The sequence below is a fragment of the Pseudoduganella sp. SL102 genome, from assembly GCF_027856995.1.
In the GTDB taxonomy this organism is placed as follows: domain Bacteria; phylum Pseudomonadota; class Gammaproteobacteria; order Burkholderiales; family Burkholderiaceae_D; genus Rugamonas; species Rugamonas albidiflava.
In genome coordinates, this window is sequence record NZ_CP115554.1 from 5,677,832 (window position 1) to 5,691,680 (window position 13,849).

At 66.9% G+C, this 13,849-nt stretch carries 15 protein-coding genes and 1 riboswitch; of the genes, 7 read left to right on the plus strand and 8 right to left on the minus strand.

What is annotated here, in order from left to right; all coding sequences use genetic code 11:
- Positions 1-14: 14 nt before the first annotated feature.
- The 3 genes from OU994_RS23940 to OU994_RS23950 form a co-directional block, all read right to left on the minus strand.
- Complete coding sequence (locus OU994_RS23940; protein WP_281607978.1) at positions 15-572, minus strand: chemotaxis protein CheW; 558 nt, start codon at positions 570-572, stop codon at positions 15-17.
- 157 nt (positions 573-729) lie between these two features.
- Positions 730-2,589, minus strand: a complete 1,860-nt coding sequence (locus OU994_RS23945) for a flagellar assembly protein A (RefSeq protein WP_281607979.1) — start codon at positions 2,587-2,589, stop codon at positions 730-732.
- A gap of 291 nt (positions 2,590-2,880) precedes the next feature.
- Positions 2,881-3,261 carry a hypothetical protein gene (locus OU994_RS23950; protein WP_281607980.1) on the minus strand — a complete coding sequence of 127 codons (381 nt, stop codon included), beginning with the start codon at positions 3,259-3,261 and terminating at the stop codon, positions 2,881-2,883.
- A 265-nt stretch (positions 3,262-3,526) separates the two neighbouring features.
- Between OU994_RS23950 and ompR the strand changes: the two genes are divergently transcribed.
- The 6 genes from ompR to OU994_RS23980 all read left to right on the plus strand — a co-directional run bounded on the left by ompR (position 3,527) and on the right by OU994_RS23980 (position 8,771).
- Positions 3,527-4,228, plus strand: coding sequence for a two-component system response regulator OmpR (gene ompR, locus OU994_RS23955; protein ID WP_229418989.1), 702 nt, complete (start codon positions 3,527-3,529; stop codon positions 4,226-4,228).
- A 13-nt stretch (positions 4,229-4,241) separates the two neighbouring features.
- Positions 4,242-5,594, plus strand: a complete 1,353-nt coding sequence (locus OU994_RS23960; RefSeq protein WP_281607981.1) for an ATP-binding protein — start codon at positions 4,242-4,244, stop codon at positions 5,592-5,594.
- A gap of 191 nt (positions 5,595-5,785) precedes the next feature.
- Positions 5,786-6,271: a VOC family protein gene (locus OU994_RS23965; protein WP_218943757.1), complete on the plus strand. Its 486-nt coding sequence runs from the start codon at positions 5,786-5,788 to the stop codon at positions 6,269-6,271.
- A 10-nt stretch (positions 6,272-6,281) separates the two neighbouring features.
- Positions 6,282-6,704, plus strand: a complete 423-nt coding sequence (locus tag OU994_RS23970; RefSeq protein WP_281607982.1) for a YciI family protein — start codon at positions 6,282-6,284, stop codon at positions 6,702-6,704.
- Positions 6,705-6,735: 31 nt separating this feature from the next.
- Complete coding sequence (locus OU994_RS23975; protein WP_281607983.1) at positions 6,736-7,461, plus strand: YciI family protein; 726 nt, start codon at positions 6,736-6,738, stop codon at positions 7,459-7,461.
- A complete protein-coding gene (locus tag OU994_RS23980) occupies positions 7,458-8,771 on the plus strand; it encodes an RNA polymerase sigma factor (RefSeq protein WP_281607984.1) in 1,314 nt (437 codons plus the stop codon). Before OU994_RS23975 ends, OU994_RS23980 begins: the two co-directional genes overlap by 4 nt.
- Positions 8,772-8,777: 6 nt before the next feature.
- Here OU994_RS23980 and OU994_RS23985 read toward each other — a convergent pair whose 3' ends face one another.
- The 3 genes from OU994_RS23985 to OU994_RS23995 all read right to left on the minus strand — a co-directional run bounded on the left by OU994_RS23985 (position 8,778) and on the right by OU994_RS23995 (position 10,092).
- A complete protein-coding gene (locus OU994_RS23985; RefSeq protein WP_281607985.1) occupies positions 8,778-9,194 on the minus strand; it encodes a GFA family protein in 417 nt (138 codons plus the stop codon).
- Between the two features lie 70 nt (positions 9,195-9,264).
- A complete protein-coding gene (locus OU994_RS23990) occupies positions 9,265-9,759 on the minus strand; it encodes an Imm26 family immunity protein (RefSeq protein ID WP_281607986.1) in 495 nt (164 codons plus the stop codon).
- A gap of 24 nt (positions 9,760-9,783) precedes the next feature.
- Complete coding sequence (locus tag OU994_RS23995) at positions 9,784-10,092, minus strand: hypothetical protein (protein WP_131144756.1); 309 nt, start codon at positions 10,090-10,092, stop codon at positions 9,784-9,786.
- Positions 10,093-10,215: 123 nt separating this feature from the next.
- Positions 10,216-10,319, plus strand: a riboswitch (TPP riboswitch).
- A gap of 89 nt (positions 10,320-10,408) precedes the next feature.
- Between OU994_RS23995 and OU994_RS24000 the strand changes: the two genes are divergently transcribed.
- Positions 10,409-12,514 carry a TonB-dependent siderophore receptor gene (locus OU994_RS24000; RefSeq protein WP_281607987.1) on the plus strand — a complete coding sequence of 702 codons (2,106 nt, stop codon included), beginning with the start codon at positions 10,409-10,411 and terminating at the stop codon, positions 12,512-12,514.
- Positions 12,515-12,637: 123 nt separating this feature from the next.
- On the opposite strand, the gene OU994_RS24005 is transcribed toward OU994_RS24000, so the two are convergent.
- Both OU994_RS24005 and pnuC read right to left on the minus strand, forming a co-directional pair.
- Positions 12,638-13,153 (minus strand): ATP-binding protein, encoded by a 516-nt coding sequence (locus OU994_RS24005; protein WP_281607988.1) that lies wholly within the window; start codon positions 13,151-13,153, stop codon positions 12,638-12,640.
- The gene (pnuC, locus tag OU994_RS24010; RefSeq protein WP_281607989.1) at positions 13,150-13,773 is read right to left on the minus strand and encodes a nicotinamide riboside transporter PnuC; all 624 of its coding nucleotides are present in this window, start codon (positions 13,771-13,773) and stop codon (positions 13,150-13,152) included. The genes OU994_RS24005 and pnuC overlap by 4 nt, the downstream gene beginning before the upstream one ends.
- Positions 13,774-13,849: the final 76 nt, after the last annotated feature.

The following is a 13,849-nucleotide window of genomic DNA, read 5'->3' on the forward strand; positions in this document are numbered from 1 at the left end:
TTTCACCGCCCCCGTCACGCGGCGGCGTCCAGCCTGTCGTCGCTGGCGCGGCGGATGGCCATCAGCTTGTCGATGTCGACGACGATCAGCCGGCGCTGGCCGGCGTGGGCGATTCCCAGCAGGTAATCGACATTCAGGCTGGCTTGCGCATCCAGGTTCGGAATCGGCCGGATATCGCCGCCGGCCAGGGTGACGAGGTCGGTCACGCCGTCGGTCACCATGCCCATCACGCAGGTCGACAGCTTCAGGATGATCACGTCGGTGCGCGGATCGTGCACCGGCGGCCGCGGGGCGAACGCGATGCGCATGTCGACGATCGGCATGATGACGCCGCGCGAGACAGCCACGCCGCTGATGATTTCACCGTCCGCCGCGAAGCGCTCCAGTGCCCGCAACGGCCGCAGCTCCTGCACGTTGCGGTAGTCCAGCGCGTATTCCAGTCCACCGAGGCGGAAAGTCAGGTACTGCCGTGCCTCGGCATCGCCTTGCGCGCCGCCATCCTGCTTTGGCGTTTCACGGCCCTTCAGCGCTTGCGGCGCCTTGTCCGCCGCCGATATGTGTTGGGGTTGCATGGTAATCCTTTCATCCGTCTTGCGGTAAATTCAGGCAAGTTCCATGCTAAGGTTGCCTCGAGTGAACGCGTTGAGAACGCTCAATGTTTCCTGTTAGGATTATTCGCAACGGGGGCTCCTGCTTGTCGTATTGCGTCGATGATGACTGCGTCGATGATCACTGCGTCGACGACCACTCGATCGGCCCCTCGGCCGCGTGCAGCACCGGCGCATGGTTCCAGGGCGCCGCCCTCAGTCGTTCCTTGATGTCCTTCGGCGCCAGCTCATAGGGCGGCCCGGCGTCCGGGTGGTACAGCATGGTGCGCAGGACCGTGTCGCCATCGACCCGCTTGACCTTGCACGACGCCGGGATGGCGATCTCGCTGCGGCGCCGGCGCGCCGTTTCCAGCTGCTCCTGGAATGCGTCGTGCCGGGCGCGTGCGGCGTTGCTGGCTCGCAACAGCTGGGCAAGCTCGGTCAGCGCCGGCTCGACCTGGCCGGCCATCTTCTTGTACAGCGCCTGCTGGGCGGCGGTGAGCGTGACCTGCTTGGCGCGCACGTGGGCGGACAGCGCCAGGTAGCTGCGCACATCCTGCCGGACGGCGATGGCGTCGGACGCGGCGCGGTGCGCGCTGGCCTGCGCCGCGCAGTCGCTGGCGCGGGCGGCCAGATCGGCGATGGCCTCGTCGTAGCGCCGCGTATCGGGCACCAGCGCGAGCAGCAGCATCTCGCTGCCCTTGCGGGGCCCGGCGCCGGAAAGTGTCATGTTGCGGCCGGCCACCGCGCAACCGCTGGCGCTGCCGATCGCCACTTCGTCGGCAAGGATCTCGCAATTGGCCGCCTCGCCGATGGTGACCCTGGCCGCGGTGATCACGCAGTTCTGCGCCTTGCGCACCGTGATCTCGCCGCCCTTCGCCTGCAGGACCGCGTGCGACGCCGTGCCGCCGACACGGATCGCGCCGGCGGCATTGACGATGGTGCCGCCCATCAGGTTGCGCTTGAGGTGCACGGTGCCGCCACGCGAGGCGATGCGGCCGAACACGTCGCCGTGGATCGTGATGCTGCCGCCTTCGACGACGCGGTTTTCCTGCACCTCGCCGAATTCCTCGTAGTCGCCGCTCAGTTGCAGGTTGCCGGTGGTGCGCACGCTGACGCCGTCGCGGCTGATGATCTTCTGCCCGATCGACAGGCGGCCGCTCTTCGTGTCGACATTGATGAAACCTTCGACGGCGGACACCAGGTAGTCGTGGCCGTCGGCGTGCTCGATCACGGTGCCGTCGCCGGCCACGCGGGTCAGTTCGAGATCCTTGCCGGGGGCCGCTTCCACCGGCACGCCGGTCAGCTTGAAGCCGCGCGTTCCCATGGTGCGCGGTTCCTTGCGCAGCAGCCGCACCTGGGCCTTCACCTGCGGAAAGCGGTTCTGGAAGGTGTGCAGGTCGAGGCGGCCGTTGCCCAGGTCGCGCGGTGCGTTGGAGCGGTGCAGGTGTTCCGATACCTCGACGAAGGCCGCGTCGCGCCCCGGCACCGGGTCGAGGGGCCGCGCCACCACGCGGCGCCCCGGCCTTGCGGCGGCGATTCCTTCCCGCACGGCGCCGGCATCGATGCCGAAACGGATGCCCTTGACCCACATGTCGGCCACGAATTCGTCGAAGACCAGGGTGGCCGGCCGCGGTTCGCCTTCGCCGGTATCGATGAACACGGGTTCGAAGAGGTAGTCGGCGGCACCGGCGGCATACTTGACGGCCTTGTAGAGCGCCCGCCGGGCCGGCGGAAACGGCACGATGGCGTCGGCGACCCGCACCAGCGGCTGGCCCTGCAGCGCGGCCGGCAGCTGGGGCCCGGCCCCGTACAGCAGGCGCAGGAACGTGCCGTAGTCCAGCCCCACCAGGCAGGCGCCGGACAGGAACACGTCGCCGGCCGCCGCGTGCAGGACCGGTGGCGGCACATCGGCGCGCAACCACACGCCATCGTCGCGCTGGACAATGGGCGCTTCCTCTTCGCCGGCTGGCAAGCCGGGCAGTTCCGTGCTGTTTTCCACTGGCATCCCCATATTGCGCAACGTCAATAAATGCAAATGGGTAATTTATAAGGTCTGCCGGGGACCGATTTGATCGGGCGCAAAGCCGGGCGCCGGGTGTGTCGGAAAAGCCTTACCGGGAACTGTCGTGCCGGGAACTGTCGTGCCGGGAACTGTCGTGCCAGGAACTGTCGTGCCGGGCGCGCATCGCGGATGGCACCGCGAGGGATGGTGCAGGAAGAACGACCAATGCAAAACGGGCCGCTCATCTGCATGAGCGGCCCGTTGGAGGGAATCCGGCGTGCCGGCGGGTCAGCGCTTCGGCGTGTTGGAATACACTTCCATGCCGGCTTCATTGATCTGGCGGCGCAGGTCGCGGCGTTCGTCGGCGGTCATGCGGCTCATGCGGCGCGACATTTCCGCGTTGTTGGCGCTTTCCTGCATCAGGCGGCGCTGCTCTTCGGCGCGGGCTTCGAACGAGCGCGATTCCAGCGCACGCGATTCGGCGTTGCCCCAGCGGGGCTCGCGGCGCTGCTGTTGCTGGGCCTGGTCGTCGCGGCGTGGCGGTCCGTCGTTCGGACCGGCATGGACAATGGATGGCAACACGCCACAGACCGCGAACACGAGGGACGCGATCGCGGCGCGCGCGCACTGCGCGCTTGCCCTGCTCCGATCGTGTGCCTGCTTGCTCATGCGAATATCCTCGTTCGTGTCTGGTAACCTGTACCCGATGGACGAAGTGTATGCCCCTTTACCCCCAGGCATAAGGGTGATTGGGTAAAGTTTGTAACACTTTGTAATGGGTACTGCCGTGCGCGCCGCCCAGCGCGTTAAGACGTTACCATAGCGACATGCTTCTGACAATTCCGACAGCAATATGACCACATCGAACGACACCGGCAACAACGGCACCCCCTCCTCCACCAGCGCTTCCCATGGCGGCCACCAGGCCAAGATCATGGTCGTGGACGACGACGTCCGCCTGCGCGACCTGCTGCGCCGCTACCTGACCGAACAGGGTTTCAATGTGTTTACCGCGGAGAACGCCACCGCGATGAACAAGCTGTGGCTGCGCGAGCGCTACGACCTGCTGGTACTGGACCTGATGCTGCCGGGCGAGGATGGCCTGTCGATCTGCCGCCGCCTGCGCGGCGCCGGCGACCAGACGCCGATCATCATGCTGACCGCCAAGGGCGAGGACGTGGACCGTATCGTCGGCCTGGAAATGGGCGCCGACGACTACCTGCCGAAGCCCTTCAACCCGCGCGAACTGGTGGCCCGTATCGGCGCGGTGCTGCGCCGCAAGGCCCCCGACGAAATCCCCGGCGCGCCATCGGAAACCCCGCAGACTTTCGAGTTCGGCCAGTTCGTGCTGGACCTGGGCACCCGCACGCTGAAGAAGAATGGCGAAACGGTGCCGCTGACCACCGGCGAATTCTCGGTCCTGAAAGTATTTGCCCGCCATGCGCGCCAGCCGCTGTCGCGCGAGAAACTGATGGAACTGGCGCGCGGCCGCGAATACGAAGTCTTCGACCGTTCGCTGGACGTGCAGATCTCGCGCCTGCGCAAGCTGATCGAGCCGGACCCTTCCAGCCCGCTGTACATCCAGACCGTGTGGGGCCTGGGCTACGTGTTCATCCCGGAGGGACAGCCGCGCTGATGCGTGCCGTTCGATGAAGTTCCGACCCTTAAGTCTGGCCCGCCTGAAGAGCGGGCTGTTCTGGCGTACCTTCCTGCTGCTCGGCGTGCTGACGACGCTGTCGATGGCGTCGTGGACCGGCATGATCAGCTGGGTCCAGCGCGGGCCGCAGGCGCAGCAGCTGGCCGCCCAGGTGATCTCGGTGGTCACCATCACACGCGCCGCGCTCACCCACTCCGCCCCCGAATTGCGCACCGAGCTGCTGTTCGAACTCGTGTCGAACGAAGGCATCCGCGTCTTCCTGCTGGAAGAGAACGACGAAGTCGACCCACCGCCGGACATCGCGCTGATGCCGGACATCGAACGGCTCGTCAAGGCCAAGCTGGGCAAGAGCACCCGCTTCTCGGCGCGCGTGAACGGCATGCGCGGCTTCTGGGTCAGTTTCAATATCGGCGAAGACGCCTACTGGCTGATGCTCGAGCGCGAGCGCATTCCCTGGCTGACGGGGATCCAGTGGCTCGGCTGGGCGGCTGTCGTCTCGCTCGTGTCGCTGCTGGGCGCGGCCGCCATTTCCAGCCTCGTCAACGCGCCGCTGCGCCGGCTCACGGCGGCGTTCCGCGCCATCGCGCAGGGCCGCCATCCGGAGCCGCTGCCGGAAAAGGGGCCGCAGGAAATCCGGCAGGCCAACCGCAGCTTCAACCAGATGGTGGACGACCTGCAGCAGGTGGAATCGGACCGCGCCGTGATCCTGGCCGGCATCTCGCACGACCTGCGCACGCCGCTCACGCGCATGCAGCTGGAAGTGGAGATGGCGGACCTGGCGCCGGATGCCCGCGATGGCATGAAGTCCGACCTGGCGCAGATGGACGCGATCATCGCCCAGTTCCTCGATTACGCGAAACCGACCGAATCGTCCACCTTCGTGCCGATCGACGTGACGGCCATGCTGGAGGAAGTGGCGCATGAAGTCTCCCGCCTGCCGGACGTGAAGGTCACCACCGACATCTCGTGCGCCGCCCAGATCAGGGGCAACAGCACCGACCTGAAGCGGGTGTTTCATAACCTGATCGAGAATGCCCGTCGCTACGGCAAGACGCCCGGCACCGACCTTGCCGAGATCGATATCCGCTGCACCATCAAGGGCATGCACACGGCCCGGCGGGTGGTGATCGACGTGCAGGACCATGGCGTGGGCGTGCCGGAAGAGCGGATGGCCGAGTTGCTGAAACCGTTCACCCGGCTCGACGAAGCGCGCAGCCAGGCCAACGGCGCCGGTCTCGGCCTGGCCATCGTCGAGCGCGTGCTGCAACGGCATGGCGCGGAACTACAGCTGAGCAATCGGGACGGCGGCGGCCTGTCGATCCAGATCAGCATGGAAGCGGCCTAGGCGCCTGCGCGCAGGCTACTGACAGCACCTGTCAGTGGCCTGCGCCATCATGGCGGCCGCACGTGCCCACGCGCGGCCGGCCGGCGCCACGAAAAAAAAATTCAGCAGCTTGTCGATCTGGCGTTTCGCCGTCCGTCGTGGGAGTATGGGAACGCGGTTCGTGTTCCTTAACCACCATCGAGGAGATAGCCATGAACGAAGCTCAGAAAATCCCGGCCGACATGCCCAGCGTGACGCCGCACCTGGTCTGCCGCGGCGCGGCCGACGCGATCGAGTTCTACAAGAAAGCCTTCGGCGCCATCGAACTGGTGCGCATGCCGGTGCCCGATGGCGGCGGCAAGTTGATGCATGCAATGATCCGGATCGGCGATTCGCCGGTGATGCTGGTCGACGAATTTCCCGACTGGAACAGCATTGGCCCGCAGGACTTGCCCAACTCCCCCGTCACGCTGCATTACAACGTCGCCGATGTCGATGCCGCGTTCCGGCGCGCGGTCGAAGCAGGCGGCAAGGCCGTGATGGAACCGCAGGACATGTTCTGGGGCGACCGCTACGGCGTGCTGCGCGACCCGTTCGGCCATAACTGGTCGCTGGCCACGCATATCCGCGACGTCAGTCCCGAAGAGGCGCTGGAAGCGTCGAAGACGGCCATGCCCTGCCCCGAAGTCGCCCAGTAAGGAGAGCGCCATGCGATTCATGATCATCGTGAAAGCGTCCGCCGCCAGCGAAGCGGGCAAGATGCCCTCCACCGAACTGCTCGAAGCGATGGGCAAATACAACGAGGAGCTCGTCAATGCCGGTGTGATGCTGGCCGGCGAGGGCCTGCATCCCAGCTCGAAGGGCGTGCGCATCCGCTACCACGGCAAGGAGCGCACCGTCATCGACGGCCCCTTCGCCGAAACCAAGGAGCTGGTTGCGGGATTCTGGCTGATTCAGGTAAAGTCGCGCGAAGAGGCGATCGAATGGCTCAAGCGTGCGCCGATGGAAGACGGCGATGAAGTCGAGATCCGCCAGGTCTTCGAGGCGGAGGATTTCGGCGCCGAATTCACGCCGGAACTGCGCGAACAGGAGGACCGGCTGCGCGAGCGCCTGGCGGCCGATCCGGCCTGATTTTTCCTTCACCGACGTAGAGGAGAATGGGATGCATTTCATGGTGATACGGCGCGCCGACGCCGCTTCGGAAAGCGCTGATTTTCCAGCCGCGCCGCTGGCCGCCAACCTGGCAGGCGCGGTGCCGGGCGCCCGCTGGCTGCATCCCGGTGGCGAGGCAGCGCGCCTGCATCGCCGTGCCGGCGCCTGGACGATCGAACACGGTCCATTCCCCGCCGGCGAACTGGCGGCCGGCTTCGCCATCATCGACGTGCCATCGAAGGAAGCGGCGATCGCGTGGGCCCTGCAATGGCCCACCGCCGATGCCGAGGGCGGCGCGGTGCTGGAAGTGCGTGAAACCGGCTGTTCCGGCGGCTGCGCCGGCATCGACACGCAATCGCCGCCCCAATTGACGCCATACGCGGTACTGCTGCGCTCCAGCCCCGGCCTGGAAGCGGACGACATGCCGCCGCCTGAAGTCATCGCCCGCATGAATGCGCGCAATGCGCACGATGCCGAGGCCGGCGTGCTGCTGGCGGGCGACGGCCTGAAACCCACGGCGAAAGGCGCGCGCGTCAAGTTCAAGGGCGGCCGGCCGACGGTCGTCGACGGTCCGTTCACCGAGATCAAGGAACTCATCGCCGGCTTCTGGCTGATCCAGGCCGCCAGCCGCGCCGAAGCCATCGCATGGGTGGAAAGCTATCCCTTCCCCTGGCCCGAGGTGAGCCTGGAATTGCGCGCGGTGGCCGCTCCGCCTCCCGGGCCGGCCGCGCATTGAACGAGCGGGTCCATCGCACCGTCGAGGCGGTGTGGCGCATCGAATCGGCGAAGATCATCGCCGCGCTGGCGCGCCTGCTGCGCGACGTCGGCCTGGCCGAGGAAATGGCGCAGGAGGCGCTGGTCGCCGCCCTGGAAACCTGGCCGGCCAGCTTTCCCGACACGGGCACGCCGGACAATCCGGCGGCATGGCTGATGGCCACCGCGAAAAACCGCGCGCTCGATCACCTGCGCCACCGCAAGCTGGCGCAGGACCGCGAACCGCAGCTCACCTATGAAATCGAAAGCCTGCTCGAGGATGCCGCGCACAACCAGGAGCAGGCGCTGGACCGGGCGCTGGACGACCGCATCGGCGACGACCTGCTGCGCCTCGTCTTCATCGCCTGCCACCCGGTGCTGCCGACCGAAGGCCGGGTGGCGCTCACCTTGCGGCTGCTGGGCGGCCTGACGACGGATGAAATCGCGCGCGCCTTCCTGGTGCCCGAGCCCACGGTGGCGCAGCGCATCGTGCGGGCCAAGCGCACGCTGGCGGAAGCACGCGTGCCGTTCGAGGTGCCCGTGGGGCAGGAACTGGTCCAGCGGCTGTCTTCCGTCCTGCAAGTGATCTACCTGATCTACAACGAAGGCTATTCGGCCAGCGCCGGCACCGACTGGATGCGGCCCGCGCTGTGCGACGAGGCGCTGCGCCTGGGCCGCATCCTGGCTGGCCTGGCGCCCCACGAACCGGAAGTGCATGGCCTGGTGGCGCTGATGGAAATCCAGTCGTCGCGCGCCCGCGCCCGCCTGGCGCCGGATGGCTCGCCGGTGCTGTTGCTCGACCAGGACCGCGCGCGCTGGGACCAGTTGCTGATCCGCCGCGGCCTCGCCGCCCTGGAGCGTGCCAGCCAGCCCGGTAAAAGCCTGGGACCGTACGGGCTGCAGGCCGCGATCGCCGCCTGCCATGCGCGTGCCCGCAAGGCGGCCGACACGGACTGGGAACGCATCGCCGCGCTGTATGACGGCCTGGCCCAGCTGGCGCCGTCGCCGGTGGTGGAGCTGAACCGGGCGGTAGCGGTGGCGATGGCCTTCGGCCCCGCCGCCGGCCTCGAAGTAGCCGACACGCTGGTCGACGAACCGGCGCTGCGCAACTACCACTTGCTGCCCAGCGTGCGCGGCGACTTCCTGTTCAAGCTGGGCCGGCTGGACGAGGCGCGCGCCGAATTCCTGCGCGCCGCCGAACTGACGCAGAACGAACGCGAACGCACGCTGCTGGTGTCGCGCGCGGCGGCTTGTCCGGTGCTGGCGGCGAACGCCGGTCGGGACGCTGGATGAGCGCCCTTACGATGGGATGTCGCGCACGCTTTCGCCGCGCGTGCGCAGGTAGCGTGGCAGGGTATCGGCCAGCTGCAGCCAGCGCAGGTGGCTCTGCATATAGGTATGGTCACCGGGCGGCACCAGCTCCGGGTCGTCCAGGCTGGCCGTGGTGACATCGAGTTCGCCCGGGCAGCGCGCATCCTCGAAGGTGACCTGGGTGCCGCAACCGGCACAGAAGCCCCGCTGCACGCCGGCGCTCGACGCATAGTAAGCCAGGCTGCCGGCCGTGAAATGCAGGCCGGCGCGGGGCACTGAAAACCATGCCACGCACGGCGCGCCGCTGGCGCGGCGGCACATGGTGCAGTGGCACAGCGTGCTGTTGAACGGTTCGGCCGTGACCAGGTAGCGCACGGCACCGCAGAAGCAGCCTCCCTGGTGCATCGCCCTCTCCTTCCAGGCCGTGTTCCAGCCTCTTGTTCCAGCCCTGTTCCAGCCCTGTCCTGAAGCTGTCCTAGCCCTGTACTGGCCCTGTTCCGGCGCTGTCCTGGTCCTGTTCGAGCAGCTTGGTCAACAGCAGCTCGGTGGAGCCGTAGCCGTACAGCGAATCGCTTTCCAGGCCCGCCGTTTCATACGGCACCGATACTTCGCGCTCCGGCTTGGCGGGATCGTCCGCATAGGTGGCCTGCCAGGCGCGCTTCAGCGCGTCCGAACGGCGGATGAACACCGGCACCGGCCAGTCGTTGCGTTCGAAATGCCCGGCTTCGCCCAGCACCGGCCAGCGGCCGTTGGCCAGCGCCATGTCGCCGGTGCGGATCGCCTTGACGGCGTCGCCCGCCTTCAGGCCCTGCACATCGGCCAGCGTGGGCATGGTGGCCCGTTTCGGTCCGAACAGATAGGCCAGCATGATCTTCCCCTGGGGCGACATGCGGGCAACGAGCCCGGCCGCGTAGCCGCCGTTAATCAGCGGAACGGCAAACCAGCTTCCTTCGTGGTACGGCTGCTTCATTCGATTCTCATTATGTGGACTGCCTTACATGTTCTCGTCGTAGCGGTATTGGGCCGCGATCGGGCCGGCCTTGAACAGCGCATCGCGCAATTCCTTGTCCAGCTTCGGGTCGCGCCGGCGCGCCCACTCGATCAGCATGGCCACGTGCTTGCGGGCACTGTCGCGCTGGCTGGCCAGCACGAGCTTCAGTTCCGGGTCGGTGCAGGCCGCGCAACGCTGGTTCGCCATGTCCAGCGCGCCCAGCCGGTCGATCAGCGACGTCAGCGCGCGATGCATGTCGAGCACCTGGGCATCCAGGCTCTCGCGGTTTTCAACGACATGTTCCTGCGTCATGGCGCCCTCCTGTCGGCGTGGCATGGAAAACCGGTATTGTCGGTCGGAGTCCATGTTTCCACAAGTATAACAATGGCGCCGGACGGATGGCGCACGACATTGCATTCAAATGTGATAAGCTTCCGCCTTCGCTAGGGGTCCTGGGCATGCTTGCATGATCCGGGTGAGAGATACCCTTCGTACCTGATCTGGATAATGCCAGCGAAGGAAAGCGCAGTACGGTGCTCGTCACTCTCCCCCTCGGAGCCGGTCGCAGCACTTCCCGGGTGTGCTCCTCGCTGGTTCGATAACGAACGAGAACGACAACAGCACCTCGATGAACAAGACCACTTTCGCCGTATCCGCCGCCGCGCTGGCCATCGCGCAGGCTTTCCCCGCACTTGCCCAGCAGGGCACGACCGGCACCAGCGAACCCGCGATGACGGAAATCGTCATCACCGCGGTGCGCGGGACCGCGGAAAGCGCTTCCGTCGCCGGCTTCTCGGAACGGCCCCTGCTGCTGACGCCCGCCTCCGTCAGCGTGATCACGCGCGAGCAGATGCAGGCGCTGAACATCCGCTCCACCACGGACGCGGCGCGCTACGATGCCAGCATCAGCGACGCCTACAACGCGGTCGGCTACGCCGAACAGTTCTCGATCCGCGGCTTCAAGCTGGACAATGCGAACAGCTACCGCAAGGATGGCCTGGCGATTTCGGCGGATACCCAGATCCCGCTGGAAAACAAGGAGCGCTTCGAAGTGCAGAAGGGCCTGGCCGGCATCACGGCAGGCATCGCGGCACCGGGTGGCGTGGTGAACTACGTGACGAAACGCCCCACCAGCACCACGCTGCGCTCGGTGCTGTTCGAAGTGAGCGAACGGGGCAGCCTGCTGGGCACCGTCGACCTGGGCGGCCGCTTCGAGGACCGCCGCTTCGGCTACCGCATCAACCTGGCCGGCGAACGGCTGCGCTCCTACGTGGATGGCGCGGATGGCCGGCGCAGCTTCGTTTCCGGCGCATTCGACTGGCAGATTTCCCCGCAGGCCCTGCTGCAGGTCGATGCCGACTACCAGAAGAAATCGCAGGTGTCGGCGCCCGGCTTCCAGCTGATCGATAACGTCTCGCTGCCGGCGGTGGATCCCGCCACGCTGCTGAACGACCAGCCATGGAGCTACCCGGTGGCCACCGAAAGCATGAACTTCGGCGCGCGCTTCCAGTACCAGCTGGCGCCGGACTGGAAGCTGGAAGTGAAGGCGAACCGCCACGTGTTCAAGCGCGACGACTACACCGCCTTCCCGTACGGCTGCTCGGCCCAGGAACTGTACCCGGGCTTCTGCGGCAATGGCGACTACGATGTGTACGACTACCGCAGCCTGGGCGAACAGAAGAAGCCGCTGGCCGCGCAGGCCATGCTGCAGGGCCGCTTCGCCACCGGCACGCTGTCGCACGAGCTGTCCACCGGCTTCGCCTACTACGGCAACAAGGAAAGCTGGGGCGAGGATGTCTACGAGTATGCCGGCACCAGCAACATCTACCATCCGGTGGTGGTGCCGCCGCGCAGCGACCTGTCGACCGGCCCCGCATCCGTGCAGCGCAAGGACAACGAACGCGCCCTGTTCGTGCAGGACATCGTGAACCTCACCGGCGAACTGGCGCTCCATGCCGGCGCGCGCTACGTGAAACTGAAGCGCGACGAAGCCGGCGTGGCACCGAGCAGCGCCAACTTCTGGCTGCCGAACGTGTCGCTGGTGTACAGCCCGCGCAGCGACGTGGCGCTGTATGCCAGCTACGCGCGCGGCCTGCAGCACGGCGGCATCGCGCCGCTACAGACTGTCAACGAAAACCGCGCGCTGGCGCCGTCGACGTCGAAGCAGGTGGAGATCGGCGCCAAGGCGCTGTTCGGCGGCATCAGCTATGCCGCCGCGCTGTTCCAGATCGAGAAAGGCCTGGAATACATCGATGCCACCAACACCTTCGTGCGCAATGGCGAGGCGCAGCACCGCGGCGTCGAGTTCTCGGCACAGGGCAAGGCCACGCGCGAGCTGACGGTCGGCGCCTCGCTGGCCGCCTTGAGCACGAAACAGGGCGGCACCGGCCAGGCCATCTACGACGGCAAGCGCGTGACGAACGTGCCGGCCATCCGCTCCACCGTCTTCGCCGAGTACGCCCTGTCGCCGGCATTCAAGGTGAACGGCGACTGGCAGTTCGCCGGCAAGAAGGCGTTCGACGAAGAGAACCGGGTATTCGTGCCGAAGTACCACCTGCTGAACCTGGGCACTTCCTACGTGACGCGCGTGAACGGCATGCCGCTGATGCTGCGCGCGCAGGTGCGCAACGCGCTCGACAAATTCTACTGGCGCGACGTGACGCCGGACCTGGGCGGCTACCTGATACCCGGCCTGGGCCGCACGTTCCGGGTATCGGCGCAGCTGGACTTCTGACGGCTCCCCCGTCTGAGCTCGTGTCAGCGTGGCATTGCAGGGCCTTCAAGGAGCACCGCTCCTTGCCTGCCATGCGGTGACGCCTTGCAAGGCGTCACTCCTTCCAGGCACCATGACACGGGCTCAGGCGCTGCCAAGCACCTCTTCCACCTGCCGCAGCCGCTGCGCCAGCGGTCCGCTGATGCGCACGTGGGCGATCGCGCGGGCGGCCAGTTCCTCCGACAGGATCGCGTTCACGGCCGCACTCTGGTCTTCCGGCTCGCGCTGCAGGCCGTCCGGCTTCCACGGCATGTCCGGCGCGCAGACGAACGTGACGTCGTAGCCGCGCGCGGCCACCAGCGCCGCCAGGCGCGGGTCGATGCGGCCGAAGTAGTGGCGGCTGTACACGGCCGTCATCAGCGGCGTGGTGTCGCAGAACAGGAAGCGGCTGGCCCGCGCCATGGCGAGGTCTTCGCGCGCGGCCTGGGTTTCGGCGATATGCAGCTGGTCGGCTTCGACCGGCACGCGCTGGCGCTGTTCGACGAACTCGCGCAGGTATTCGGGCACCCACACATCGCGATAGTGCCCGGCCAGGGCCTGGGCCAGCGTGGTCTTGCCGGATGAAGCGCTGCCGACGATCGCGATGCGCATCGTCCTCATCGCAGCACCATCGCTTCGCTGGCGCGCTGTTCGGCCAGCATCGACTTGCGCCACGCCAGCAGGCCGATCGCCGCCATCGCCACGAACAGCCCGTACAGCAGCGCGGTCAGCATCAGGCCCTTGTGCACGTAAAGCGCCACGTACAGCACGTCGACGATGATCCACACGTGCCAGTTCTCCAGTTTTTTCCGCGACAGCAGCAACTGGCCCACCAGGCTGCCGGCCGTGAGGAAGCCGTCCGCGAACGGCACGTCGGTATCGGTGAACGTCATCAGGAACCACGCCAGCGCGGCGAATCCCGCGAGCCAGCCCAGCGCCGCGGCCGCCCTGCCCCGCCACGCCAGCTGCGTGACCGGCAGCCGCGCATGCGTGTCGTCGCCGTGCAGCCACTGGTACCAGCCCCACACCGAGACGGTGATGAACACCAGCTGCAAGCCCATGTCGCCATACAGCTTCGCCTGGAAGAACACCACGCCGTACAGCGCGGAAGACAGGATCGCGAACAGCCATGCCCAGTGGTTCTGGCGGATGTTCAGCCAGACGGTGGCGATCGACAGCACAAAGGACAGCAGTTCGAGCGGCGTGGTGGACAGGCCGAGCAGGTTGAGGGTTTCGTTCATGAGGCAGCGCTCTGGAGGACGGCGGATTATGCCATGGGGGTGGGAGATGAACCAGCGGCGCCGCTGCTCGCTGTTG